The sequence below is a fragment of the Pandoraea sp. NE5 genome, from assembly GCF_024363545.1.
GTDB lineage: Bacteria > Pseudomonadota > Gammaproteobacteria > Burkholderiales > Burkholderiaceae > Pandoraea > Pandoraea cepalis.
The window spans coordinates 4,302,621-4,329,562 of record NZ_AP025517.1; the positions used below are offsets into that span (position 1 = coordinate 4,302,621).

The window sequence follows — 26,942 nt, forward strand, 5'->3', positions numbered from 1 at the left end:
TTTTTGCGAATCGCCGCACCTCGCGCAGCCCCCGCGCCACCCTGTCGCATCGGTCTTCCTTGGCGCTTGGCCCCAGGCAACTATGCTATGTTGCGTGACATGACACGCGTGACGACAGCGGCCATCGCCGCCGCCATCGAGGGACCGTCCGCTGCCGGCCAGGCCCCCACGGAGACGCGCACGGCGCTTGGCGCCGCGCGCATGCGGCGCATGTCCGCTGCACGCCTGCTCGTCACCCTCGCCGCGCAGATCCTGCAACAATGGCCATCGCTACCGAAGGCGGGCGAGGACAGCGACATCGCGTCCATCGACGCCGAGGTCGTGCACGAGTTGCGAATTGCGATACGTCGTCTGCGCGCGTTGATCGATGTCTTTTCGCCGTGGCTCAAGCCTCGCTGGCACCATCGGTTGAACGAGGAATTGCGCTGGCTGGGGCAATCGATGGGCCCTGCGCGAGATACCGATGTGTTAGCGACAACGACATTACCCGCGTTGCGCGCCGACTTTCCCGACATCGACTGGCCTGCGGTGGACAGGCACGTGGAACACCTGCGCCGCGTCGCCCGCGCACAAGTTGCCGCGGCATTGACCGGCGAGCGCCAACAGGCGTTGCATGGGTTGCTGCTCAGCGCCTTCGGGATGCGCGAGGACGGCCGATGCAAGATTCGCTCGGCCAAGGCATTGCGACGCCCCTCTCGTACGCCAGGCAAGCGGTCGCGCGCGTTGGCGAAGCATGCCCGCAACATGCTGCGCGCCCAATACATCGCGCTGTTTCCGGATTGTCGCCAGTTGGCCATGCTCGACACCGAGCAGTTGCACGCGTTGCGCGTGAAGATCAAGAAGGCCCGTTACAGCGCCGAACTGTTGGCGCCCTGGCTACGTAAATCGGTCTGCTCGCCCTACGAGAGCACACTGCATGCCGCACAGACGCTCCTTGGGCAACTCAACGATGCCGTCGTCGCGCAGCGAATGTGCGAAGCCATGCCGTTGCACGACGCGCAGCGCAGTGCCATGATCCGACGCCTCGATACGATCATCGTCAACACCACAAGCCGCGCGGCGCACGTGCTGGGCCAGTTGCCGGATGCGCACACGCTGGAGCGCGGCATGCGCGCCCGCTGAGCGCTCACGCCACCTTCGTGCGCAGCAGGCGCATGCCGTTTGCAATCACCAGCAGACTGGCCCCCACATCGGCGAACACCGCCATCCACAGCGACGCCAGCCCGACCACCGCCAGCGCGAAGAACACGGCCTTGATGGCGAGCGCCACGGCAATATTCTGCTTGAGCACCGTTGCGGCACGCCTCGACAGCGCCAGGAAGGCCGGCAGCTTGTGGAGGTCATCATCCATCAGCGTGACGTCGGCCGTCTCCAACGCGCTGTCGGTGCCGGCCACTCCCATCGCGAAACCGACGTCGGCGGCTGCGAGCGCAGGGGCGTCGTTAATACCGTCGCCGACCATGCCCACGTACCCGTACGTCACTCGCAAGGCCGACACCGCCTGCCATTTGTCTTCCGGCAGCATTTCGGCACGCACGTCGCTCACGCCCGCCTGCCGACCGATCACTTCCGCGGTCGCACGATTGTCCCCGGTCAGCATCACCGTGTGAACACCCATGGCAGCCAGACGCGCGATGGCGTCACGGCTTTCCGCGCGCAGCGTGTCAGCCACCGCCAACACGGCGATCGCCTGCGTTTCGCTGGCCAGCACGATGGCCGTGCGGGCTTGCGCCTCGAGACGTGCCAACGTCGCCTCTACGTGCGCATTGCACACGCCGAGCGATTCGATCAGACGATGGTTGCCGAGGTAGTAAAGGGTCTGACCGACACGCCCCTTCACGCCCATTCCCGCGAGTGCTTCGACCTCCGTGACCGACGGTAATGCGCCAAGACCCGCTCGCGTATGACCGTCGACCACGGCGCGCGCCACGGGATGGGTGGTCTGCGCGTCGAGCGCGGCGGCGAGCGTGAGTGCCTCGTCGTGTGACGTTTCGCCCAACGGCACCACGTCGGTCAGGCGCGGCTCGCCACGCGTCAGCGTGCCCGTCTTGTCGAGCGCGACCGCGCGGACCAGACGGCCGGTTTCCAGAAACGCACCGCCTTTGATCAGAATGCCTGCACGAGCAGCAGCCGTCAGGCCGCTCACGACCGTGACCGGCGTAGAAATCACGAGCGCACACGGACACGCGATGACCAGCATCACCAGCGCCTTGTAGATCCAGGGCGACCATGCCAGACCGAAGGCCAGCGGCGGCAGGAGCGCGACGAGCAACGCGCACAGCACGACAACCGGCGTGTAGATCCGCGAGAACTTGTCGACGAAACGCTGCGTCGGTGAACGTTGCTGCTGTGCGGTCTCCACGATACGCACGATGCGCGCAAGCGTCGTATCGCCCGGCGCAACGCGCGTGCGATACACGATCAAACCGCTTTCGTTGATGCTGCCCGCGTAGACCTCGTCGCCCACTGTCTTGTCGACGGGGACGCTCTCCCCAGTGATCGACGCCTGATTGAGCGCCGAACTGCCCTGCTCGATCACGCCGTCGATGGCAATGCGCTCCCCCGGCCGTGCACGCACGCGCGTGCCTACCGCAAGTGACGCCGAGGGCACATCCAACCAGGTACCGTCCGGCTGTTCGACCGACGCCCGATCGGGCGCCAGGCGCATCAGCGCTTCGACGGCGCGGCGGGCACGCGTGAGCGATGCGGCTTCGAGCTTTTCCGACAAGGCGAACAGCACGATCACCATCGCCGCTTCCGGCCATTGACCGATGCACATCGCGCCAATCACAGCGAGCGACATCAGGAAATGAATGTTCAGCGTGAGGTGACGCAGCGCGATCCAGCCTTTCTTGAGCGTTGGTAGTCCGCACGCGAGAATGGCGGCCACGACCACAGCGCCGACCCAGGGACTGTGCTCAGGCACGCCGGACCAGACCGCGATCTCGCTTGCCGCAGCCAGCAAGACGCCCGCCACCAGACGGGCAATGTCTGCCTTTCGGCTCGCGGGGGGCGGCGGTGCATTGGTGTCGCCGGCGGCCAGCGGCACCGGCGTCATGCCAAGCTTGCGCAAGGTGTCGGCGACCGCCTCCCCATGCCGGGCAACGTCGGTCGACGACGCGTTGACGTCGAAAACGATCGTCAATTCTCGCTTGAGCAGGTTGAAGTACAGCGCATCGACGCCGGGCCGATGCTCAAGCTGATCGCGGATGAGACGCTCTTCCGTCGGGCAATCCATCTGATCGATTCGGAAACGGGCCTGCGGCGCCCCCGTCGCTGGCATCGGTTCGTCCGGCGCAAAACGCGCAGCGTCTGCGCAACACGACGCATCGTCGTGCGCATGCGCGGAACTTGGGGCGCATGGGGCGACATGATCGTGTGCATGTTCGCGGTCGTGGTCGTGCGAGTGGTCGTGCGAGTGGCCGTGTTCGCTATCGTTGGCGTGCGAGGGGTCGTGCCGATGCCCGTGATCGTGACGATGACCGGAGTCATGCGTGGGGTGATCTGTCGCCGTCGAGCCGGCCAGACGGGCCGAATCCGAGGGGTGGGACATGGGAACTCCTGATTGACTGATTCGTGTTACCCTCCATTCAAAACCCTGTAGTCACTACGGAGTCAAGCATGAAAATCGGAGAACTGGCCCGCGCGGCGGGCACCGATGTCGAAACGATCCGCTATTACGAGCGGGCAGGCCTGCTGGCGGCCCCGCCGCGCACGGACGCCGGGTATCGCGCCTACGGCGACGACCATCTTGAAGCGCTGCGTTTCATCCGCCACTGCCGCTCGCTCGACATGCCGCTCGCCGATGCGAAACGACTCGGCGAACTCGCCCACGACACGAACGTGACGTGCGAAGACGCGAACCAGTTGATCGAAGCCCACCTTACTCGCGTGCATGCCCGCATTCACGAGTTGCAGGCGCTCGAACAACAGTTGCTGCACCTTCAGGCGCAATGCCATAGCCGCCACGAAACCAGCGATTGCGGCATCTTGCGTGCCCTCATGCAAGGCGCGCATGGCGAAGCCTGCGCGTGCCACAGCGAAACCGATCCGATCGAAGTCGCCTGCGACCACAATCACTCGCCCATGTGAGCGTCGCGGGCGTCGCTGTCCTGCGGCGCCCCTCTGCCGACGCCTGCGGGTATCGGCATCACCTGTCACGACAAAGTGTGCACGCCTTGACAGCACCTCGCGCGTGCTCGCCACTCGCTCGCCAACCTCGGCTCGGTTCACCCTGAACGTGGCGACGATTATGAAGAATGGCGGAATTTCCCCTGAAAACAAGGGCAAACCGACACGGTTTCTATATACAATGTCCCGCACACGAACACGCAGGTAGGAACCTATTCGTGTGAGCCGCCATCGCGCGGCGTTCAGGATGGCCATCGATATGTCGGCATCCGTTTCAATTTTGCTTATTTGTCGGAGACCTTATGTCCAGCGATGTATCCGCTACGCCCACCCCCGCGACGGAAAGCACCGCCGACATCGTGATCATGGGTGCCGGGGCGGCGGGGATTTCCGTGGCGGCCAGTCTGCGACGCCGCCGTCCGTCGCTCTCGATCACGATCGTGGACCCTGCCGACACGCATTACTACCAGCCGGCCTGGACGCTCGTCGGTGCCGGCGAGTTCGATGCGGCACGCACGGCGCGTCCGATGTCGAGCGTCATTCCCAACGGCGTGACGTGGATTCAGGCGGCTGTCACCGCTTTCGCGCCGGACCACCAGCAAATCCTGCTCTCGGACGGTCGTCGCCTCGGCTATCGCTACCTCGTCGTGGCGCCGGGCCTGCAACTGAACTGGGAGGCCATCGACGGCCTGACCGACACGCTCGGACGTAACGGTGTCACGTCCAACTATCGCTTCGATCTCGCGCCCTACACGTGGTCGCTGGTGCGTGACTTCAAGGGTGGCAATGCGCTGTTCACGCAACCGCCGATGCCGATCAAGTGCGCAGGGGCACCGCAAAAGGCCATGTATCTGTCGGCACACACGTGGCGTCAGAACGGTGTGCACAACAAGACGAAGATTGAATTCCATCTTGTGGCCCCGGCCCTTTTTGGCGTGAAGGATTACATCCCCGCGCTCATGGAATACGTCAAGCGCTACGAGATTTCGCTCAATCATCTCTCGCACCTGCGCGCGGTTGATGGCGAACGTCGCGTGGCCCGCTTCGAGATTTTCGACGCCGACGGTCAATCGCAATTCGTCGACAAGCCCTTCGACTTGCTGCACGTCGTCCCGCCGCAAAGTGCACCGGATGTGTTGCGCGCAAGCCCGTTGGCCGACGCGGCCGGCTGGTGCGAAGTCGATCCGGCCACACTGCGCCACGCGCGCTTTGCCAATATTTTCGGCGCGGGCGATGCCATCTCCGCACCCAACGCGAAGACAGCGGCCGCCGCACGCAAGCAGGCGGTTGTCGTTGCCGAGAACCTGCTCGCCGCCATGGACGGCCGCCCGCAGCCCATGCACTACGACGGCTATGGCGCTTGTCCGCTCACGGTCGAACACGGCAAGATCGTGCTCGCGGAATTTGGCTATGGCGGCAAGCTCATGCCCACGTTCCCCCTCGACGGCACGAAAGCGAACCGTATCGCGTGGATGCTGAAAAAGTACGTGCTGCCAAAGATTTATTGGGATGTCATGCTTCGCGGTCGCGAGTGGCTGGCGCAACCCAGTCGTCCCGGCCATAGGTAAAACCCGAACTCAATTTTCAAAGACGGGTGCCGTTAATGGACATAGGACCCGGTTTCCCGACCGGGCACGAGCTTCTTGTCGGGCCACGCCTAGTGCGCGGTCTGCCCGAGCGCGAGGAACGCGGTGCCATGGCCGGCAAGCCTTATCCGCCTCCTCGCACGACGGCCGACACATTTTCGCGTCTTATGCAGAACATGATTCAAGGGCTTTCTGGCGGCACGACCTGTTCGACGCGTGAGCTTCCTCTGCCGGGTGGCACTGCCTGCGGCGATGACAAACGTTCAACCTTACGGGCGACGTCTGCCTGCTTGCCGAGATGAACGATACCAACGCGTTGCGACGGCAAGTCGTGCTCGCCGACCTACTGCTGGATCGCCAGCGGCTCCTGCGCGCCCTTAGCCTGGAGTTGCGCACACCAAACCCGCCGGGCTGCCATTGTGCGCTGGTCGTGCTGCACGTGGGCCGCGGTCAGCGCATGGCGACCCGCCAACCGGCCATTTCGGACGCCGATCTGCTCGCCACTGTTGCGTTTCGCGTCGGTTCGCGCATTCGTCGCCGCGACATCATCGGTCGCGTGTCCGATCAGCAGATCGCCATCTTGCTGCGCGATCTCGGCAGCCGCGACGCGGCGATACAGATCACCCGCCGCTTCATTCGCGCCGGCGAATCGCCGGTGCCCTGCGGTGACGGCCTGCTCTACCCGATCATCTCGGCGGGGATCACCCATCTGCCCCAGGTGCCGGTGTGGCCCGCCACACTGCTTGAGCACACGTCGGATGTCGCCGACCAGGCGATTCGCGAGAGCGCCTCGCGGTTTCTCGTGACCGAAGCCCCGGCGACGCCCACAGACAGTGTCAATCCGCCGGACGAAGCCGGCAACGAACATCACTGGCGCAACGCCATCGAACGCGCGCTGTCGGGGTCGGAATTCCGGCTGCACTACCAGCCACAGATCGACATGCGCACGCACCGGCTGACCGGACTCGAGGCGCTCATCCGCTGGCAGCGCGACGACGAACTGATCATGCCGGGCGAATTTATCCCGGCTGCCGAGCGTTGCGACGTGATCGGCCCGATCGGCGACTGGACACTGCACGAAGCCTGCCGTCAGCTCGATCAATGGCATACGAACGGTCACGAGTATCCGCGTGTGGCGGTGAACCTGTCAGCGCAACAAATGCGCGTGCACACCCTGGACACGATCCGCTACGCCCTCAAGCACCATCGAGTCCCGCCGGACAAGCTCGAAATCGAGATCACCGAGTCGTCGCTGATCTCGCACCTCGACGAGGCTGCAACGCTGATGAACGAACTCGTGGCGATGGGCGTGCGCCTCTCGCTTGATGACTTCGGCACCGGCTATTCAAGCTTTGTGCGGCTCAAGCGCTGGCCGTTCGGCACCGTCAAGATCGACTACCAGTTCGTGGCCGGCGTGCTGCTTGGCGGCTACGACACCGAGTTGATTCGCGCCATCATCGCCATTGCCCGCAAGCTCGAAATCGAGACGGTGGCGGAAGGCGTCGAAACCATTGCCCAGCGCGATGCGCTCGCGTCGATGGGTTGCCACGCATGGCAGGGGTATCATTGCACGCGCCCCCTACCGCCAGGACACATCGAGACGTTCATCCGCGACTGGCACGGGCGGCTGTAAGCGCGCCCGCCGCCTTCAACCGGCCCACCCGGGTCGGTGCGCGGTGCAATCGTCGCCGTCCACCGAAAGCCCGCCCCGGCTACGCCCGGGGCGAGTCGACCCAGACATCGGGCTCACGGGCCCGGGGTCGCCAACCCAGACAGGTCCGATGCCCAAGACGAATCCCGATGCATTCGCCCCATCACCGTTTCGCGCCATTTCACTCGTTGCCGCCACCCTCTGCCTGACCCTGAGCACCGCGGCACGTGCCGACCTATCGCTCTTGCAACCCCCGCGCGCCCTCTCGGGCGGTGCGCCGTTGCAACTGACGTTGCTGGCCACGCACGACGGCCCGGGGCACAAGACGCTTGCGTTGCCGAACAAGATCGTCGTGCGTATCTCGAACGACGATTTTAAACCCACGCTGATCTCCCTCAAGCGCGCGGCACTGGTGCCCGCGCACGTGACCCTCTCGAGCGGCCAGTTCCGGCGCATCACATACGCCGCCGACCTGCCGAAGGAGCTACGCGGCTCGGTGCGCGTCGAGCCGGTCGATTGGGATGCCTCGACCACCACGATCGTGCTCGATCGTGCCGCACCGACCCAGCCGATGGTCGCCGCCAGCCCGGTCCCACGCGGCAGCGGTGCCGTGCCGGGTACCGCAGTCGGTGCGTCCGCGTCAGCCGCTGCGCTCACCGCGGCCGCCTCCGACGCCCTCGCCAGCACCGCTCCCGACGCGATTGCACCGACCAGCGACGCCGAGTTTGCGCGCATCTCCTCGAATGAGCCGATGTACATCGCATTCGGAAAGAATGGCGACGCCAACGCACGCTTCCAGCTCAGCTTCAAGTTCCATATCCTCAAGCCGGAAAATCCCGCCTCGAAGGCCTTCCTCGACAACCTGTACTTCGGCTATACGCAGCTATCGGTCTGGGATCTGGAGGCCGAATCGGCCCCGTTTCGCGACTCGAACTATCGGCCAAGCCTCTTCTACTACGTCCCCGACACCGGCGTGCGCGCGAGTTGGTTCTCGTCTCTGGGCGTCGCGGCAGGGTTCGAGCACGAGTCCAACGGCAAGGCGGGCGAGGATTCTCGCAGCATCAACACACTGTTCGTCAAACCGATCTTCAAGTTCGGCAATCCCGCCGAGTACCACTGGACGGTGGCGCCGAAGCTCTATGCGTATCTCGAGAAGAAAGACAACCCCGACATCCAGGACTACCGCGGCTACCTGGATCTGCTCGTGTTGTGGGGCAAACCGAACGGGTGGCAGATCGGCGCGACCTTGCGCAAGGGCATGAAACGCAACTATGGCAGCGTGGACCTGCAGGTGACCTATCCGCTGGGCAAGCTGATACCGGGCACCGGCGGCTACCTGTGGCTCGGCTACTTCACCGGTTATGGCGAAGACATGCTCGACTACAACCGCCACTCTCGGTCGCAGGTGCGGGTCGGGTATAGCGTATTCCGCTGGTAGCCGAGCGAACGTCCGGCTGGGGCGGATCGTCACCGGACGGCCGCCCGGTGCCCCGCGTCGACATCATCCCCAGCAAAAGCTCAGAACACCAGCACGAGGGCGCCCGCGACGATCAGCGCACCGCCAAGGGCTTCCTTGAGCGAGAACGGTTCACCGAGCACGCTCCAACCAATGATCATCGCCATCGCCACGCTGAGCTTGTCGAGCGGCGCAACGCCCGACACGGGCCCCAACTGCAGCGCACGGAAGTAGCAAAGCCACGACAAACCGGTCGCCACGCCGGAGAGCACCAGAAACCACCATGTGTTTGCGCTCAGGCTCGCCGGCCGCTGCCACTCGCCGCGCACGCCCACGATCGCCAACGTCACGGCAAAGATGATGACCGTGCGTATCAGCGTGGCCATGTTCGAGTTCACCTGCGCCACCCCGAGCTTTCCGAAAACCGCCGTCAGCGCGGCAAAGAACGCCGAGCCCAGCGCAAACAGTTGCCAGCTACGCAACATAAATCGTCCTTATGGCTATCCCTTGGGCCGGCCCCGGCCCCCACCTGAAACTCACCGGCATGTCCACCGCCAAGCCCCTGCCGTAGGGGATTCAACGGCAATCGGGCCATCAATGCGATAATGGCGCCTGCTTTGAACGCCCATCCCGCCTTTGGCCGACACGCCCCCTATGTCCGAATTGCACGACCGCCCCGACAGCCCCTGCATTGGCGTTTGCTCGACGCTCTTCGACGACGTCTGCAAGGGTTGCGGGCGCACCGCCGACGAAGTGTCGAACTGGGTATTCTTGACCGACGCCGAGAAGGCCGCCGTGTGGGCGCGCATCACCCGCGAGGGCAAGGCGATGCGTTTTTGCGAGAGCCGCTCTACGACTTCGCAGCCTTGAACTGAAGCGACTTGTACTCGAGGAACTCCTCGAAGCCGTACACGCCGTTCTCACGTCCGTGCCCGGACTGTTTGAATCCGCCGAACGGCGCCTTCACGTTGAATTCCCCGCCATTGATATCCACTTGTCCCGTGCGGATCTGACGCGCCACCCGCACCGCGCGTGCCTCGTCGCCCGACCACACGCCACCGCCCAGCCCGTAGATCGAGTCGTTGGCAATACGCACGGCATCGGCGTCGTCCTGATACGTGATGATCGAGAGCACCGGACCGAAAATCTCTTCCTGCGCGACCGTCGCGTCAGGCGCCACGCGGCCCAGCACCGTCGGCTGTACGAAGAACCCCGCCTCGAAGCCGGCCGGCACAGCATCCCCGCCCGCGATCAACTCCGCGCCTTCCGCCAGACCTTTGCGGATATAGGTCTGAACTCGTTCGCGCTGTGCGGCGGACGCCAACGGTCCGAGACGCGTCGTTTCCTCACGCGGATCGCCCAGCGTGAAGCGCGCGACAGCCTCCTTCGCCAATGCCTTGACTTCCTCATAACGTGAGGCAGGCACGAGCATGCGCGTGTGCGCCGAACACGTCTGGCCGGAATTCAGATAGCAGGCGTTGAGCGTGCCTTTGACCGCGGCGGCGAGATCGGCATCGTCAAGCACGACCGATGCCGATTTCCCGCCGAGTTCCAGTGCCACCCGTTTGACCGTCTGCGACGCGACTTCGGACACGCGCTTACCTGCCCGCGTCGATCCCGTAAAGGACACCATGTCGACGTTCGGATGCCGCGCCAACGCCTCACCGACCACCGGCCCGAGCCCGGTCACCAGATTGAACACCCCCGGCGGCAGCCCCGCTTCGGCGATGACCTCGGCCAAGATAAATGCGTTGAAAGGCGCCACTTCCGACGGCTTGAGCACCACCGTGCAACCGGCCGCCAGGGCCGGCGCCACCTTCAGTGTGATTTGATTCAGCGGGTAATTCCACGGCGTGATCGCCGCCACCACGCCGACCGGCTCGCGCACCACCAGCGAATTGCCGACGCGCGCTTCAAATTCGAATGTTTCGGCCAATTCGGCGTATTGATTCCAGTGATAGACAGGTCCGCCCACCTGAATGGCGCGAGCCAGCTTGATCGGCATGCCGGTCTCACCGGTGATGACTTGCGCGAGCGCGTCCGTGCGAGCCTTCAGGCCCGCAGCAATCCTGCGCAGGTAGACGGCCCGCTCGGCAGGCGGCGTGGCCGCCCAGCGATCGCGCGCATTCAGCGCGGCGGCAACGGCCGCCTGCACGTCGTCCGTTGCGCCCTCGGGAATGCGGCCCATGAGCGTCCCGTCAGCCGAATGAAAGACGTCCAGCGTTGCGCGCCCAACCGGCGTCACCCACCGGCCGTCGATGAAAAATTTGTCGTACGTGATCATGCGATGTCTCCTGCTGGGAGGTTCCCGACGAGCGATCATTGTAGTCCGCGCGCCCACGCATCTCGCACGCTTGCGACGAAATCAGTCGACTCCGACACGCAGCTTCCGAGATTCCTAAGTTGCGCTCAGATGACGCAAGCACCGATTGCCCACATCGGGCCGACGCGTCTACGCCATCGGGTGTCCAAAAGGCACGCATTCTCGTCAGGGTATTGGGCCCGCCCCATGCGCCACATAGCGCTATCGTCACGCCGCCCCCCATAAGGACATTTCTCCCAGATCGCCCAATGATGCGATAAGATGTATTTACGATACATCTTATCGCGGAGGTCGCGATGTCAATCAGCCAACCCACCACGAGACCATCGTCGCAATCAGTCCCCGGGCTGCCCCTGCTTCGCCTTGGCTTTCGCCCGTTTTACCTAGGCGGCGCAGGCTTTGCGGCATTGGCCATTGCGCTATGGCTGGCCGCGCTTCACGGCTATCCGGTCGCCGGTCGGGCCGCGCCCATGAACGGCCTCGTCTGGCACGTTCACGAGATGATATTTGGCGGCTTCGCCGCCATCGTTGTGGGATTTTTGCTCACCGCGGTTCGCGCGTGGACCTCGCTCGATACGCCCCGGGGTGCACCGCTTATGTGGCTGTGGGGCTTGTGGGCAGCGGGACGCGTACTTGTTTATTACGGGCCGGAATGGCTCGCCGCGGGCGTCGATTCCCTTTTTCTTCCCGTGGTTGCCATCGTGCTGATGCGCGTGCTGATCAAGGCGAACAATCGTCGCAACCTATTTCTCCCCGTCGCCCTCGGCGCTTTCGGTGCGTTGAACGCCCTCTTCCACTGGTGGGCGTGGCAAGGACGCGTTGATCTCTCATTACAGGCCGCTTACGCCGCCATCGGACTGGTCGTCATGTTCGTGACGGTGATCGCGGGGCGCGTGGTGCCGATGTTCACCACGAACGCGGTGCCGGGCTATTCCGCGAAGCGCTGGAAATGGATTGAAACGCTGGCCGCCCCGAGCGTCGTCATCACGCTCCTCGCAGATGCATTCCTGTCGGTGCCCGCCGTGACGATCGTGTGCGCCGGATTCACGGTGCTGATTCACGGTATCCGGCTGGCAGGATGGCGTTCCTGGCGTGTCGGGCCTCGACCGATACTGGCGATCCTGCATGTGGCCTATGCGTGGATTCCGATCGGCTTTGCGCTTCTGGCGCTCGCGGCGGCGGGAACGATTGCGCACTCCCTTGCGATCCACGCCTTGACGGTCGGCGCGATCGGGTGTGCCATCATGGGCATGATCACGCGCACGGCACTGGGACATACCGGCCGCGCGCTGATCGCCGGGCGCTTCGAGATGGCCGGTTACGGATTGATCATTGCCGCGGCGCTCTTGCGCGTCTTCGGGCCCTGGTTGGTGAGTGGTGCCACAAGCGTCTGGATTGACGCAGCGGGCGTGTGCTGGCTAGCGGCATTTTCCGTCTATCTGATGCGCTATGCGCCCTATCTGATGACGGCGCGGGTTGACGGAAAGGACGGTTGAACCGTCAGACCGCTCGGCGAACTGGAACGCCGCAGCGCCAATGAAAAAACCCGCCGAAGCGGGTTCTTTCATTTGAACAACGGAGGCCGAACGCGACTCAGACTTCCACGCCCTGGCTCGCCAGATATTCGTCGTACGTGCCTTGGTAATCAATGAGCGTACCGTCGTTCTTCACTTCGATGACACGCGTGGCCAGGCCCGACACGAATTCCCGGTCATGCGAGACGAACACCAGCGTGCCCGGATACTTGTCGAGCGCGATCTGCAGCGACTCGATCGACTCCATGTCCATGTGGTTGGTCGGCTCGTCCATCATCAGCACATTGTGACGGCCCAGCATCAGCTTGCCCCAGATCATGCGGCCCTTCTCGCCCCCGGAGAGCACACGCACCGATTTGCGCACGTCGTCGCCACCGAAGAGCAGACGGCCGAGCGAGCCACGAATCACCTGATCGTCGTCGCCCTCCTTGCCCCACTGCGTCATCCAGTCGGTGAGCGTCAGGTCTTGCGGAAACGCTTCCGACGTGTCTTGCGGCATGTAACCGATGTTCGCGTTCTCCGCCCACTTCACATCGCCCGCGTCGACCGGCAACGCCGCCATCAGGCTGCGAAGCAGCGTAGTCTTGCCTGCGCCGTTCTCGCCGATGATCGCCACACGTTCGCCTGCGCGCACGGCGCCGGAGACGTTCTTGAAGATCTGACGATCGTACGACTTCGAAATGCCTTCGAATTCGAACGCCAGATTGTGCAGCTTCTTCTCAAACTCGAAGCGGATGAACGGATTCTGACGCGACGACGGCTTGATGTCCTCCACCTTGATCTTGTCGATCTGCTTGAGACGGCTTGTCGCCTGACGCGCCTTCGACTTGTTCGCCGAGAAACGACGTACGAAGTCCTGCAGGTCGGCGATACGCTCCTTCGCCTTCGTGCTTGCCGCCATCTGGCGTTCACGGGCTTGGGCTGAGGCGAGCATGTAGTCGTCGTAGTTGCCCGGGTAGATCTTCAGCGTGCCGTAGTCCATATCCGCCATGTGCGTACACACGGCATTCAAAAAGTGGCGATCGTGCGAGATGATGATCATGGTGGAGTTGCGCTCGTTGAGCACGTCTTCCAGCCAGCGGATCGTGTTGATGTCCAGGTTGTTGGTCGGTTCGTCGAGCAGCAGCACGTCCGGATTCGAGAACAGCGCCTGCGCTAGCAGCACCCGCAGCTTCCAGCCCGGCGCAACATTGCTCATCGGCCCCTGATGCTGGTCCGTCGGAATGCCCACGCCGAGCAACAGTTCGCCGGCACGCGCTTCGGCCGTGTAGCCGTCGTACTCGGCGAACTTCGCCTCGAGCTCGGCCGCGTGCATGTAGTCGTCGTCCGTCGCCTCCGGATTGGCGTAGATGGCGTCGCGCTCGCTCATGGCCGCCCACATCTCGGTGTGCCCCATCATCACGACATCGAGCACGCGCATCTCTTCATACGCGAACTGGTCCTGCTTGAGCTTGCCCAGGCGAACGTTCGGCTCGAGCATGACGTTGCCCCCGCTCGGCTCCAGATCGCCGCCAAGGATCTTCATGAACGTCGATTTGCCGCAACCGTTGGCGCCGATCAGGCCGTAGCGGTTGCCCCCGCCGAACTTGACGGAGATGTTCTCGAAGAGCGGCTTCGCGCCGAATTGCATCGTGATATTGGCAGTAGACAGCACAGGTGGTATCCGGGAGATGAGGTGCGGCGGCACGAAATTGCGCCACGAAACCCGGTATTTTAACACCGATGCATGTCATGCGCCCCGGGCCGCCCCCAGCGGTTGTGAAGCATCCGAATTGTGGCGTACGCAGGGGCCGACAGGTCATCGACTGTCTTACGCTGCCCGAAGCCACGTCAATCGGTGCGTCGTCCGCGCCTGTGCCTGCGCGTATGCGTGCGCTTAAGTCTGCGCGGGCTCGGCACAGCAGCCGCTGTCGGTCGCCGCCCCCGACGCGGGCAAACTCGCCTGGGACCCGACCGTGCAGCCAGCCCGCTATTAACGTTGTTGCAGCGCCCGTCGCCTCGCGAACGACAGGCGCCACGGTCGCCGGTAGGGGCTTTCCGCTATAGAAGCGTATGGGACTTGTGCTTCATAATGATTTCCTTATGCAATTCACAGTCCGACATATTCGGATTGTTATATTCCTTATGAGCCAGAACCGCGAACCGATTGACACTTATTTGCTGCGCGTCCTTCATACCTTGTTGATCGAGCGCAGCGTGACGCGCGCGGCCGTCAAGCTGAACCAGTCGCAGCCGGCGATCAGCGCGGCGCTGCGGCGGTTGCGCGACATCACCGGCGATCCGCTGCTGGTGCGCGGCAAATCGGGCATGGTGCCCACGGAGTACGGTCAATCGCTGCTGGAGCCCACACAGAACGCGTTGCGCGAGATTGAGCGCATCACGGTTCAGCAATCGAATTTCGATCCGGCGACGACGGTACGCACGTTCCGCATCGGCTCGCCCGACTATCTGAATACGCTATTCGTACCGACAGTCGTCGAGCGCTTTCGCCAGCAGGCACCCAACGCCCAGCTCGAACTCCATTCGCTGGGGCCCGCCTTCGACTATGAGCACGCCCTCGAAGACGGCAAGGTCGACATCGTGATCGGCAACTGGCCCGAGCCGCCGGAGCAGCTTCACCTCTCGAACTTGTTCGTCGATCAGATCGTCTGCCTGGTGCGCAATACGCACCCCTACGCCAAACGCGGCCTCACACTCGACCAGTATCTCGCCAGCCCGCATCTCGCTCCGACGCCCTATTCCGTTGCGCAACGCGGCGCCATCGATATGCACCTCGCGCGCGAGCGCCTGAAGCGCAATGTGGTCGTGACGATTCCGTATTTCAATCTGGCGCCTTACGTTTTGCTCAAATCCGATCTGATCTTCACCACGACGCGCCTGTTCGCCGACTATTACGCCGAGTTTCTGCCGCTCACCGTGCTCGAAGCGCCCATCGACTTCCCGCCGATGCAGTATTACCAGTTGTGGCACGAACGCACGCACTATTCGGATGAGGTGCGCTGGCTACGCAGCGTCATTTCCGACGCCACGCGGACGTTGCTTGAGATGCGCCCCCAGACCTAGGCCGTCGCCGCAGTCGTCACCTGCCGTTACCCGCGCTTACCTGCGCCATCGATTCGCCTCGGGGTTCCCGCGAGGTTTTTACCGGCGGAGCGGCCCCCACCGCTCCGCCGAACCGCACGGCAGCATGCCCGGAGTCCAGGCACACCACTCCCGACGTCCCGCCGGCCCGTTGCCGCGCCGGGCCGCACACCGTGAAGGTGCGGCCGGTGCGGCAGGGCCTTATCGGGATGCCTCGGCCAGTTGCCGCGCCAGCGCGTTGTGACGCGTGACGAGCGACGGCAGGTCAAGCGTCGCCAGACGCCCTTCGCGCACCACCACCCGCCCGTTCACCACGCTGTAGGCGGCTTGTCCGGGATTACAGAAGACCAGCGCCGCCACCGGATCGTGCAGGCCACCCGCCATGCCGATGCCACGTGTGTCGAACGCCACGAAGTCCGCCGCCATGCCGGGCGCGAGCACGCCGATGTCGTCTCGCCCCAGCACGCGCGCGCCCCCCACCGTGGCGATCTCCAGGGCCTCGCGCGCGGTCATTGCGCTCGGACCGAAGCCCACGCGTTGCAGCAGCAATGCCTGGCGCGCCTCGCCGATCATGTTGGCCGCATCGTTCGACGCCGATCCGTCCACCCCCAGCCCAACGGGCACGCCCGCGTCACGCATGCGTCGAATCGGGGCGATGCCCGATGCGAGCCGCATGTTCGAACACGGGCAATGCGCCACGCCGGTGCCGGTCTTGGCGAACAGCGCGATGCCCGCGTCGTCGAGTTGCACGCAGTGGGCATGCCAGACATCGTGGCCGACCCAGCCCAGATCCTGCGCATACTCGGCCGGCGTCATGCCGAACATCTCGCGGCTGTAGGCAATATCGTTGACGTTCTCCGCCAGATGGGTATGCATCGATACGCCGTACTGACGCGCCATCGTCGCCGACTCACGCATCAGGTCACGACTCACGGAAAACGGCGAGCACGGGGCCACGACCACGCGCAGCATCGCGTAGCGACCTGCGTCGTGATACGTCTCGATGAGACGTTGCGTGTCGGTGAGAATGTCGTCTTCGCGCTCCACGACACGATCGGGCGGCAGCCCGCCCTGGCTCTGCCCGACGCTCATGCTGCCACGGCTGGCATGAAAGCGCATGCCGATCTCGGCGGCCGCTTCGATGCTGTGGTCGAGCTTGCAACCGTTCGGGTAGATGTACAGGTGGTCGCTCGACGTGGTGCAGCCCGAGAGCAGCAACTCGGCCATGGCCGTCTGGGTCGAAACGCGGATCATCTCCGGCGTGAGGTTCGCCCACACCGGATACAGGTTCGTCAGCCAGTTGAACAGTTCGCCGTCCTGCGCCGCCGGAATGGCGCGCGTGAGGCTCTGATACATGTGGTGATGCGTGTTGACCAGGCCGGGAATCACGACGTGCCCGGTCAGATCGAGCACGTCGTCAGCCGTGTCCGGCAGCGTATCGCGGGTGCCGACCGCCACGATTCGGTTGTCCTCGATGTAAAGGCCGCCTCGGGCAATTTCGCGGCGGCCCGCATCCATGGTGACCAGCACGTCGGCATTCGTGACGAGCAGCGTTTTCATCAATGCGCCTCCAGTCCCATCGCCGACCCGTTCTGCTCGCCGTGGCCATTGGCGGCCGGCGCTTTGAAGCCATTGAAGTAGGCGTTCAGAATCACTGCCGAGAGCGTGGCCAGCAGAATCCCGCTGTGGAGCAACGGCGCGAGTTGTTCCGGCATCTTCGCGAAGAACTTGTTCGACGCCACCGGAATCATCGCCATGCCGATGCTGATGGCCACAATGTACAGGTTATAGCGGTTGTTCGAGTAGTCGACCTTGGACAGAATCTTGATGCCCGTGGCAAGCACCATGCCAAACATGACCACGCCGGCGCCGCCCAGCACGAATTGCGGAATCGAGGCCACCACCACCGACATCTTCGGAATGAAGCCGAACACGAGCAGGATGGCGCCCGCCGCCACGCACACCCAACGACTTTTCACCCCCGTCACGCCCACGAGGCCGATATTCTGCGAAAAGGAGGTATGTGGGAACGTATTGAACAGGCCGCCGATCACGGTGGCCAAGCCGTCGACACGCAGACCGGCCACCAGCGCCTTCTCGTCGACCGGCTTGCCCACGATCTCGCCAAGCGCCAGGAACATGCCCGTCGATTCGATGAACGTGATCAGCATCACGATGGTGAGCGTCACAATCGCCCACGGATCGAACACCGGCATGCCGAAATGGAACGGCAGCACGACGTCGAACCACTTCACCTGATCGAGGCCGTCGAAATTGACTTTGTGAAGCATCAACGCAATGGCGAAGCCAAACAGAATACCGAGCAGCACGGCAATGTTCGAGAAGAAGCCCTTCACGAAGCGCGTGATCAACAAGATGAAGATGAGGACCGCGAAGGACACCCCCAGGTAGACCGGGTCGCCGTAATCGGGATTGCCCACCCCGCCCGCCGCCCAATTGATCCCCACGCCGATGATGGTCAGGCCGATCGACGTGATGACAATGCCCGTGACAATGGGCGGAAAGAAGCGCAGCAGCTTGCCAACGGCCGGCGCGAGCAGCGTACCGATGATACCGGCGGCGATGGTCGCCCCGAAAATGCCGGGCAACCCGAGCGATGGATTGGTGCCGATCGCGAGCATTGGACCGACCGCGGCGAACGTGACGGCCATGACGACCGGCATGCGAATGCCGAAACGACCCACGCCCACGCTCTGGATCAGCGTGGCAATGCCACAGCACATCAGGTCGGCGGAAATGAGAAAAGCGATCTGGTCCTTGGGCAAGCCAAGGGCGCCGCCGATGATGAGCGGCACGGCGACCGCCCCCGCATACATCACGAGCACGTGCTGCAGGCCCAGCATGAACAGTTTTCCGATCGGCAGTCGCTCGTCGACCGGATCCACGGTGTTGGTTGTCACACTCATTTCGTCTCCGTCCCAAGGGGGGCTGTTTGATTGCTATTTTTGGGTGACTCAATGGTGCAGGTCGACGCCTTTTGCGACAAGACCGTCGGAGGCTATAGTGTTTTTTTCATGGAACGTATGCCTGAATGCTTATCTTGCCGCTCGGGTTTTCCCGAGGCAGGTACGTCGCCATTGGGCTTTCCGGGCGATGCGCGTCCAGTGGCGGACACACATCATATGCACGGCGTTATACGGCGGATAAACGAAACAAATAGTGCTCCCAAAAATCCCCTTCGCAGGGCACGCGGGGTACGCTGAGCACGTCGGCATGCCGCAGGGATGCCTGTCACGTATTTGTCCGGCGTGGCGTGGTATGTGCGCGTTTTTATCTTTGGTATTGCGCCCGTTGCCACGCCGCCATCTCCCTACAATGCATCCATCCATCACAGGAGACATCATGGGACGACTGACTACCCACGTACTTGATACATCGCACGGCAAGCCAGGCGCGGGCATCCGTGTCGAGCTATGGCGTGTGGACGGCGAGCGCCGCTCGCTGCGCGACGTGCAGACGAATCGCGACGGCCGTTGCGACAAGCCGCTGCTCGAAGGCGAGGAATTCGTCGCGGGCGAATATGAACTCGTGTTCCATGCAGGTGACTATTTCGCCGCCCAGGGCGTGGACGTCCCGTCGCCGCGCTTCGTGGATCGCGTTGTGCTGCGTTTCGGCGTGGCCGAGCCTTCCCAGCATTACCACGTGCCCCTTCTGGTGTCGCCGTGGAGCTTTTCCACGTATCGCGGTAGTTGATAAGCGCGAGCGTGAACGTCAGGCAGTTGAGGAGAACATAAGATGGAAGCGTTTATTACCGACTGGGTCAATCTGTTGTTGCGCTGGCTGCATGTGATAGCGGCCATCGCCTGGATTGGCGAGTCGTTCTATTTCGTGATGCTGGACAATGGTCTGAAGCCGCCGAAGGCGGCCGACGACAAGCAAAAGGGCGTGTTCGGTGAGATGTGGTCGGTGCACGGGGGCGGTTTCTACCACGCGCAAAAGTACCTGAACTCGCCTCCGCAGATGCCGGAAGACCTGCACTGGTCGAAGTGGAAGTCGTATACGACGTGGCTCTCGGGCTTTGGCCTGTTCTGTGCGCTGTATCTGCTGCAGCCGCAGACGTATCTCATCGACAAGACCGTGATGGATCTGCAGCCGGGTCAGGCGGTGGGTCTTGCGGTGGCGTTTCTGATTGGCGGCTGGTTTGTCTACGATTTCCTGTGCCGCATGCTGGGCAAGAACGAACGGGTGCTGGGCATTGCGGTTGCGCTGTTCGTGGTCGCCGCGACGTATGCCACGACGCATATTTTTGCCGGGCGCGCGGCCTTCCTGATTGTCGGCGCCATGATGGCGACGTCGATGTCGGCAAACGTGTTCTTCTGGATCATCCCGGGACAGCGCAAGAGCGTCGATGCGCTGTCGAAAGGCGAGGTGCCGAACCCGATCTGGGGCAAGCTGGGCAAGCAGCGCTCGGTTCACAACACGTATTTCACATTGCCGGTCGTGTTCATCATGATCAGCAACCACTACGCGTTCACGTATAGCAATCCGCACAATTGGGTGATTCTTTCGATCATCATGGCTGCGGGCGCGATGATTCGTCAGTTCTTCGTGCTGCGTCACGCGGGGAAGAATCTGTACGTGCTGCCGGTCGCGGGCGCGGCCCTGCTCGCCGGGGTCGCCGTGTTCGCCGCACCGCGCCCTGCCCCGACGCCCGCCGCAGGTGCGCACGGCGAAGCGGTGGCGTCGAACGTGAAGCTCTCGGAAATCCAGCCGATCCTGACGCAACGCTGCGCGACGTGTCACTCGGCCAAGCCGACGATGATGGGCAGCGCACCGGCAGGGGTGATGTTCGATACGCCGGCCGAGATTTCGCAAAACGCCCAGCGGATCTATCAGCAGGCGGTGGCGCTCAAGGCGATGCCTTTGGGCAACGTGACCCAGATGACCGACGACGAACGCCAGAAGATCGCCGCGTGGTTCAACGGCGGCGCGCAGCAGTAACCTTCACGAACGTCTTTCTTGCTGGACCCATGTTGGGGCGCTTCGGCGCCCCGTTTTTTTACGTCATCGCGTTAGGTTGCGCTGATGCACTGCACGGCGTTGTAAGCGGTGAAAGTGACGTGCACGTTTTCGACTGTTCCCCGACAAAACAATCGCTTGGGAACTTCGGTACGGGTACGCAGGTCTGTAGTACGCGTCCGGCAGTCCGGGCGTGACGTATTTGCGAAGGCGGCATCCGCTCAACCTTCCCATCACGTCAAACTACGGGTGCGATGCCGACAGCGGCAGGCGCATCACGAATCAGACATCATGAATTTCCTGCTTTTCTCCGCTTCCCGGCAAGGCGTTGTCTGGGTGCATCTGCACCAGGCAATGTTTCCGCCGTCCGATCTGACTGCCTGACGACGTCTGCGCGCCACTGCTGCGCGTGATGTTGCGGGCGGGACGGGTGCGCCGTCGCTTGCGCGTGCCCGATCGATCTCCCATCTCGAAGTTTCGATGTGCAAGCCACGGTGAGCTGCGTCCCGACACGACGCGGCGATATGTCATCGGGGGGACCATGTCTCATTCCACTCTTCATCAATCCACGCAGGGCACAAGGACGCCGCTGCTCAAACAATTTACGTCGCTCGCGATTCCAACCATTCTTTCCGGCTGGGTATACACGGTCTACACGTTGATCGACGGGATCTTCATCGGTCGATACGTCGGCGAACAGGCGTTGGCAGCGCTCAATCTCGTCGTCCCGTTGCTGTATGTCCCGTATGCGTTCAGTGTCATGATCGGTGTGGGCGGCGCCACGCTCATTGCCCGCTTGTTGGGAGAGGGACGCGACGCACAGGCGCGTCGCGCATTCTCGCAGGTGCTCTGGGTGATGCTCGCCTTCAGTATCGCGATGAGCGCCGGGGTGCTGTCCTTCCGTCACGAAATCGCCGCCGCGCTCGGCGCACACGGCGAAATTACACAACACGTGGTGGGCTTTCTGTCCGGCTGGGGCTGGTTCGTGCTTTTCGCGAACGGTCTTTACGCGATGGAGCTGTTCCTGCGCGTGGAAGGCGCGCCGGCGGCGCGATTCGGACTGTACGCGATGTTTCTTGGCGCGCTCGCCAATGTGGCGCTGGACTATTGGTTCATCGTGGTGAAGGAGATGGGCATGTACGGGGCGTCGCTCGCCACCGGCTTGTCGATGATGGTCTCCAGCAGCGTGATGCTCGCCTATCACTTCGTGCTGGCCAAGAAGGTCGTGCCTGCATGGCGGGCTTTCGCAGACACCGAAGTCCATATCTGGCGCATGATGTACAACGGCGCCTCGGAGTTTCTGGGGGCGATCGCCCCGGCGGTGACCGTGTTCGCGTTCAATCGCGTCATTCTGTGGAACTTTGGCGAGCCCGGGCTGGCCGCCTACGCCATTCTGGAATACATGACGCTCGGTGCCACGGTGACGATGGTGGCGCTCGTGCAAAGCATGCAGCCGATGATCAGCTTCTACCATGGTTCGCGCGATCTGAACGCGTTGCGCGAGTCGTTCCGGCTCGGCGTCATGGCGGTGATGGGGTTCTCGGTGCTGGTGGCTGTCGCCATGGCTACACTGGCTCGCCCGCTGACGTTCCTGTTCTTGCCGGCAGGCGTTCAGGCGTGGTCGATTCTCGAGCACGCGGTGCTTTGGTACGCGCTGGCGTTTCTGCCCGCAGCCGGCAATTTGATCGTGGCGGGCTTTCTGACGGCCGTGGAGTCACCGGGACCGTCGGCGGCCATTGCCATGCTGCGAAGCTGGGTGTTACTGCTGGGCATTCTTTGGCTGCTCAATGTTGGGTTCGGCGGCGCGGCGATCTGGTACACGCTGTTGATCACTGAAATGCTGACGCTTGCCATCAGCGTCTGGCTATATTGGCGCAGTGACCGAGGCGACGCGCTCTTGGCGCGCGCAGCGTCGCGCTGAGGCTCTGGCCCCTGGCTACCCGGCAAAACGGCGTGACTTCGCGGTCACGCCGTTTTTTATGGTCATGCCGCGACGGCTCAGCTCGGCATCTTTAGCGAGAACGTTTGCGCGAGTGACTGCACGCTGGACGCGTCGTCCGCGCCCGGCGCGCCTTCGGGCGGCGCGGCGCGTGGCGGCAGCGCTGCGGGCCGGCTAACTTCGCTGGCAGCCCACTGCGGTTCGGGCAGTTCGTCGAACACTTGGCGCAGGCGTGCTCCCCACGATTCGTGGATCATCTTGTAGTAGACGTTTTCGTCGTCGAGCGACGCGAACCGCGTCACGCGCAGGCTGTTTTCTTCATACACGAGAAGATCGAGCGGCAGCCCCACGGAGACGTTGGAGCGAAGCGTGGAATCCATGGAAATCAGCGCGCACTTGGCGCCGTCGTCGAGCGAGGTCGCGGGCGTGACGAGCCGATCAATGATGGGCTTGCCGTATTTGGACTCGCCGATCTGGAAGTACGGGTTGACCGACGACGCTTCGATAAAGTTACCTGCGGAGTACAGTTGATAAAGGCGGCTCGGCGCACCGGCGATTTGCCCGCCGAGCAGAAAGCTGCAATTGAAGTCGACACCGAAGGCTTCGAGCGCCTTGGCATCGCGTGTGTGGACGTCTCGAATCGCCTGGCCGACGACGCGCGCGACGTCGGTCATGCTTTTGGCGTTCCACAGCGTTTCGGTGTCGCGCGCTTCGACAAGTTGTTGGCGCACGGCCTGCGTGAGCGCGAGGTTACCCGCCGAGAGCAGGACGAGCACGCGCTCGCCCGCGCGCTCGAACACGAGCATCTTGCGAAAGGTGCTCACGTGATCGACGCCCGCATTGGTTCGGGTATCGGCGAGAAAGACGAGCCCGGCATCGAGCTTCATGGCCACGCAATACGTCATGTCGTTCCTGTCTTGCCGTGCGGGGCCCTCGGCCCAGGCACGCTGAAAGCTATTGTTGTTGATCGAGCGGCACGGTATCGACTGTGACCGATACGTGCAGCGCTTCTGTCGCACCGCCGCTGCGCATGCCTCTGACGGGCGCGGCAGACTCATAATCGCGTCCGACGGCCAATCGGCAGTAGTTGCCGCTGGCGAAGCAGGCATGAGTCACGTCGATGCTGACCCAGCCCGCCCCGTCGAGCCACACGTCGACCCATGCGTGACTGGCCGCGTGCGGCACGTCGCCCGGATCGATATACCCGCTGACGTATCGCGCCGGCACGCCACGCGCACGGCAAACGGCGAGCATCAGGTGAGCATGATCCTGGCAGACGCCTCGCCCAAGCGCAAGTGCCTGTGCGGCGGTACTGGTCACGCCGGTGATTCCGGATTCGTAGTCGACTTGTTCGCAGAGGGTGGCCGCGAGCGCCAGCAGTTCGCCCGGCGTGGTCACGCCGGCGGCGGCGGCAAGCGCGTCGATGGCGTCGTTGCGCGCGGTGAGCGGCGTCGGGCTCGCGAAGGATAACACCGGTACGGCGTGGGTCGTCTCGCCGAGCCGTCCATCGATAAGCGGTGTGGTGTCGACCTCGCCTTCGGCCATGAGATGGATTTCGCTGTGCGGCTGATGAAGTACCAGGGTATGCATGTCGTTCCCGAACGCGTCGCGCGCGGGCGTGAGTTTGCCGGGCGCGCTCAGCCGCCAGTGCGCGATACGCTGCACTTCGGACGCCGCAGGCGTGAGCCGAAGCTGCTGGATGGTGTAACGCACCGGCGTGTCGTAGCGGTAGGTGGTCTCGTGACGGATGGTCAGGCGCATGGCATCAGGCGGCGAGCGGGATCAGGAAGGTCTGGCTGATCTTGTTGCCGAGCACGGAGACGCGCTCGAGGAATGCAGTCAGGACGGGGTGGAGGCCTTGTTGGTGGATCTGCTGGATGTCGGTGTACTTGAGTTCGGCTTGTAATTTTCCCGCGTAGCGTTCCACATCCCCGGACTGGGCATTGGACAGGGTGGCGAGGTTTTCGCATACGCCGCTGAGCGAGGCGAGCAAGGAGCGTGGCATGTGCGCGTTGAGCATGAGCAGTTCGACGACGCGCTCTGGGGTAATCACGTCTCGGTAGACTTTGCGGTAGATCTCGAAGCCGGACACGCTGCGCAGCACGGCGGACCAGTAGTAGAAGTCGGTGGGATGGGAGGCGTCGGGGCCTGCGCGGTCGGTGCGCACGGCTTCGTGGAAGCGGACGTCGAGAATTCGCGCGGTGTTGTCGGCGCGCTCCAGGAATAGGCCAAGCCGAGTAAAGTAGAAAGCATCATCCTGGAACAAGGTGCCGAAGCTGACGCCGCGCGAGAGGTGCGAGCGCACTTTGACCCATTCGAATAGTTGGGCCGGGTCGCGCTCCAGCAAGTCGAGCATGCGCGGAAATTCGAGCCAGGTGCTGTTGACGGTTTCCCATAGTTCGGTGGTGAGCGTGCCCCGCACGGCGCGCGCGTTTTCGCGTGCCGCCTCGAGACAACAGGCGATGCTCGATGGGTTATCGCGGTCACGTACGACGAAGTCGAGGACATTGGCACGCGTGGCACGCCCATGTTTGCGATTGAACGCGGGCTCGAGTTCGGAGATGCGCAAGGTGGCGCGCCAGCCAGCCTCGTCGTTGAAGGTGCCGGCGTGCGCACGGGCGCCGTCGGCATCGTCGTCGTCGTCGATGGCATCTTGCGGCAAGAGCAGGTTCTGCAAGTTGACGTCGAGCAGGCGTGCGGTGTTTTCGGCCCGCTCCATGTAGCGAGCCATCCAGAACAGGTGATCGGCGGTACGGCTGAGCATGATGGCTTCCCGATAGGATTTTTTGTCGTGTCCGGCGAACGTGGCTTATTTTTCGAGTACCCAGGTGTCTTTTGTCCCCCCGCCCTGGGAGGAATTGACGACGAGTGAGCCTTCGGTAAGCGCAACGCGGGTGAGTCCGCCCGGCACCATGGTGACGCCTTTGCCGGAGGAGAGCACGAAGGGACGCAGGTCGATGTGTCGCGGCGCAATGCCGGCCTCGACGAAGGTGGGGCACGCGGACAGTGCGAGCGTAGGTTGGGCGATGTAGCCGTCGGGTTTGGCGATGAGCCGTTGGCGGAATGCCTCGATTTCGGCTCGGGTGGCCGCCGGGCCCACGAGCATGCCGTAGCCTCCGGCACCATGCACTTCTTTGACGACGAGTTCGCCAAGGTTGTCGAGGGTGTAGGCGAGATCGTCCGCTCGACGACATTGGTAGGTCGGAACGTTGTTGAGAATGGGCTTCTCACCGAGGTAAAACTCGATCATGTCCGGCACGAACGGGTAGATGGATTTGTCGTCGGCAACGCCGGCCCCGATGGCATTGGCCAAGGTGACACGCCCCGCCCGGTAGACGCTGAGCAAGCCAGGCACGCCCAAGGTGGAGTCGGCGCGGAAGGCCAACGGGTCGAGAAAGTCGTCGTCGATTCGGCGATAGATGACGTCGACGCGCTTCGGACCATTGGTGGTTCGCATGTAGACGAGGTTGTCCTCGACGAACAGGTCTTGCCCCTCGACTAACTCGATACCCATCTGTTGCGCCAGAAAGGCATGCTCGAAGTACGCGGAGTTGTAGATGCCCGGGGTCATGACGACGACGGTAGGATCGTCGACCCCCACCGGCGCCACGGCGCGCAGACTGTCTAGCAACAGGTCAGGATAATGCTCGACCGGCGCAATCCGGTTTCTCGCGAACAGTTCAGGGAATAACCGCATCATCATTTTGCGGTTTTCCAGCATGTACGACACGCCGGACGGCACTCTGAGATTGTCCTCCAGCACGTAGAACACGCCATCGTCGCCCGCCCCCGCCCGCACGATATCCACACCCGCGATATGTGCGTAAATGTCGCCCGGTACGTCCACCCCCTGCATCTCGGGACGATACTGCGCGTTCTGTAATACCTGCTCCGCCGGAATGACCCCGGCACGCAAGATGTCCTGCTCATGGTAGACGTCATGAACGAACCGGTTCAACGCGTCCACGCGCTGGCGCAAACCCGCCTGCAAGGTCTGCCACTCCTGGGCAGGAACAATTCTGGGAATCAAATCGAATGGGATCAAGCGCTCTGTGCCCGCCTCATTGCCATACACAGCAAATGTGATCCCCACTCGCCGGAACGCCAAGTCGGCCTCGGCCCGCTTGTGGTGCAAGACATCCTCGGACTGACATTTAAGCCAATCGTCAAACCGCCGGTAATGCGCACGCGTCGCACCCGTGATGCTCGCCATCTCGTTGTAGCTCTCGACCATTTGCTTCTCCGCAAATTGCTGTGTCG

General features: G+C 63.2%; 20 protein-coding genes and 1 pseudogene. 11 read left to right on the top strand and 10 right to left on the bottom strand.

Annotated elements, in window-relative coordinates; genetic code table 11:
* Positions 1–87: 87 nt before the first annotated feature.
* On the top strand, positions 88–1,122 hold the full coding sequence (locus tag PanNE5_RS19480) for a CHAD domain-containing protein (RefSeq protein ID WP_017234304.1): 1,035 nt from the start codon (positions 88–90) through the stop codon (positions 1,120–1,122).
* 4 nt (positions 1,123–1,126) lie between these two features.
* Here the strand turns inward: PanNE5_RS19480 and PanNE5_RS19485 are convergent, their stop codons facing one another.
* Entirely contained in the window at positions 1,127–3,553 is a 2,427-nt protein-coding gene (locus tag PanNE5_RS19485; RefSeq protein ID WP_261938667.1) for a heavy metal translocating P-type ATPase, read from the bottom strand.
* A gap of 68 nt (positions 3,554–3,621) precedes the next feature.
* Between PanNE5_RS19485 and PanNE5_RS19490 the strand changes: the two genes are divergently transcribed.
* From PanNE5_RS19490 to PanNE5_RS19505, 4 genes and pseudogenes are all read left to right on the top strand, one after another.
* Complete coding sequence (locus PanNE5_RS19490) at positions 3,622–4,092, top strand: Cd(II)/Pb(II)-responsive transcriptional regulator (RefSeq protein ID WP_150563849.1); 471 nt, start codon at positions 3,622–3,624, stop codon at positions 4,090–4,092.
* Positions 4,093–4,463: 371 nt separating this feature from the next.
* Positions 4,464–5,699 (top strand): annotated as a pseudogene (locus tag PanNE5_RS19495) (FAD-dependent oxidoreductase); the annotation flags it as partial.
* Between the two features lie 316 nt (positions 5,700–6,015).
* Positions 6,016–7,350, top strand: a complete 1,335-nt coding sequence (locus PanNE5_RS19500) for a putative bifunctional diguanylate cyclase/phosphodiesterase (RefSeq protein WP_150563847.1) — start codon at positions 6,016–6,018, stop codon at positions 7,348–7,350.
* Positions 7,351–7,498: 148 nt separating this feature from the next.
* Positions 7,499–8,806: a phospholipase A gene (locus PanNE5_RS19505; protein ID WP_261938668.1), complete on the top strand. Its 1,308-nt coding sequence runs from the start codon at positions 7,499–7,501 to the stop codon at positions 8,804–8,806.
* An 80-nt stretch (positions 8,807–8,886) separates the two neighbouring features.
* Here PanNE5_RS19505 and PanNE5_RS19510 read toward each other — a convergent pair whose 3' ends face one another.
* Positions 8,887–9,309 (bottom strand): EamA family transporter, encoded by a 423-nt coding sequence (locus PanNE5_RS19510; RefSeq protein WP_261938669.1) that lies wholly within the window; start codon positions 9,307–9,309, stop codon positions 8,887–8,889.
* A gap of 169 nt (positions 9,310–9,478) precedes the next feature.
* On the opposite strand from PanNE5_RS19510, the gene PanNE5_RS19515 reads away from it, so the two are divergent.
* Positions 9,479–9,694 (top strand): DUF1289 domain-containing protein, encoded by a 216-nt coding sequence (locus tag PanNE5_RS19515; RefSeq protein WP_150563845.1) that lies wholly within the window; start codon positions 9,479–9,481, stop codon positions 9,692–9,694.
* Here the strand turns inward: PanNE5_RS19515 and PanNE5_RS19520 are convergent.
* Positions 9,675–11,108 carry an aldehyde dehydrogenase family protein gene (locus tag PanNE5_RS19520; RefSeq protein ID WP_017234296.1) on the bottom strand — a complete coding sequence of 478 codons (1,434 nt, stop codon included), beginning with the start codon at positions 11,106–11,108 and terminating at the stop codon, positions 9,675–9,677. The genes PanNE5_RS19515 and PanNE5_RS19520 overlap by 20 nt on opposite strands.
* Positions 11,109–11,443: 335 nt before the next feature.
* On the opposite strand from PanNE5_RS19520, the gene PanNE5_RS19525 reads away from it, so the two are divergent.
* Positions 11,444–12,643, top strand: a complete 1,200-nt coding sequence (locus tag PanNE5_RS19525; protein ID WP_261938670.1) for an NnrS family protein — start codon at positions 11,444–11,446, stop codon at positions 12,641–12,643.
* Between the two features lie 97 nt (positions 12,644–12,740).
* Here PanNE5_RS19525 and PanNE5_RS19530 read toward each other — a convergent pair whose 3' ends face one another.
* On the bottom strand, positions 12,741–14,336 hold the full coding sequence (locus PanNE5_RS19530) for an ABC-F family ATPase (protein WP_026132012.1): 1,596 nt from the start codon (positions 14,334–14,336) through the stop codon (positions 12,741–12,743).
* 470 nt (positions 14,337–14,806) lie between these two features.
* On the opposite strand from PanNE5_RS19530, the gene PanNE5_RS19535 reads away from it, so the two are divergent.
* Positions 14,807–15,745: a LysR substrate-binding domain-containing protein gene (locus PanNE5_RS19535; protein ID WP_017234293.1), complete on the top strand. Its 939-nt coding sequence runs from the start codon at positions 14,807–14,809 to the stop codon at positions 15,743–15,745.
* A gap of 219 nt (positions 15,746–15,964) precedes the next feature.
* Here the strand turns inward: PanNE5_RS19535 and PanNE5_RS19540 are convergent, their stop codons facing one another.
* Together PanNE5_RS19540 and PanNE5_RS19545 are read right to left on the bottom strand one after the other, a co-directional pair.
* On the bottom strand, positions 15,965–17,323 hold the full coding sequence (locus PanNE5_RS19540) for an 8-oxoguanine deaminase (RefSeq protein WP_017234292.1): 1,359 nt from the start codon (positions 17,321–17,323) through the stop codon (positions 15,965–15,967).
* Entirely contained in the window at positions 17,323–18,684 is a 1,362-nt protein-coding gene (locus tag PanNE5_RS19545; RefSeq protein WP_286798664.1) for a nucleobase:cation symporter-2 family protein, read from the bottom strand. Before PanNE5_RS19545 ends, PanNE5_RS19540 begins: the two co-directional genes overlap by 1 nt.
* 442 nt (positions 18,685–19,126) lie before the next feature.
* On the opposite strand from PanNE5_RS19545, the gene uraH reads away from it, so the two are divergent.
* The 3 genes from uraH (at position 19,127) to PanNE5_RS19560 (ending at position 22,664) form a co-directional block, all read left to right on the top strand.
* Positions 19,127–19,477: a hydroxyisourate hydrolase gene (gene uraH, locus PanNE5_RS19550; RefSeq protein WP_261938671.1), complete on the top strand. Its 351-nt coding sequence runs from the start codon at positions 19,127–19,129 to the stop codon at positions 19,475–19,477.
* 42 nt (positions 19,478–19,519) lie between these two features.
* Entirely contained in the window at positions 19,520–20,725 is a 1,206-nt protein-coding gene (locus PanNE5_RS19555; protein WP_150563839.1) for a urate hydroxylase PuuD, read from the top strand.
* Between the two features lie 559 nt (positions 20,726–21,284).
* Positions 21,285–22,664: an MATE family efflux transporter gene (locus PanNE5_RS19560; protein ID WP_261938672.1), complete on the top strand. Its 1,380-nt coding sequence runs from the start codon at positions 21,285–21,287 to the stop codon at positions 22,662–22,664.
* A gap of 77 nt (positions 22,665–22,741) precedes the next feature.
* Here PanNE5_RS19560 and PanNE5_RS19565 read toward each other — a convergent pair whose 3' ends face one another.
* The 4 genes from PanNE5_RS19565 to PanNE5_RS19580 are packed head-to-tail and all read right to left on the bottom strand — an operon-like array spanning position 22,742 to position 26,916.
* Positions 22,742–23,587: a proteasome-type protease gene (locus tag PanNE5_RS19565; protein ID WP_017234287.1), complete on the bottom strand. Its 846-nt coding sequence runs from the start codon at positions 23,585–23,587 to the stop codon at positions 22,742–22,744.
* Between the two features lie 49 nt (positions 23,588–23,636).
* Complete coding sequence (locus PanNE5_RS19570; RefSeq protein WP_017234286.1) at positions 23,637–24,443, bottom strand: transglutaminase domain-containing protein; 807 nt, start codon at positions 24,441–24,443, stop codon at positions 23,637–23,639.
* Between the two features lie 4 nt (positions 24,444–24,447).
* Positions 24,448–25,446: an alpha-E domain-containing protein gene (locus PanNE5_RS19575; protein WP_017234285.1), complete on the bottom strand. Its 999-nt coding sequence runs from the start codon at positions 25,444–25,446 to the stop codon at positions 24,448–24,450.
* Positions 25,447–25,491: 45 nt separating this feature from the next.
* A complete protein-coding gene (locus tag PanNE5_RS19580) occupies positions 25,492–26,916 on the bottom strand; it encodes a circularly permuted type 2 ATP-grasp protein (RefSeq protein ID WP_261938673.1) in 1,425 nt (474 codons plus the stop codon).
* Positions 26,917–26,942 lie beyond the last annotated feature (26 nt).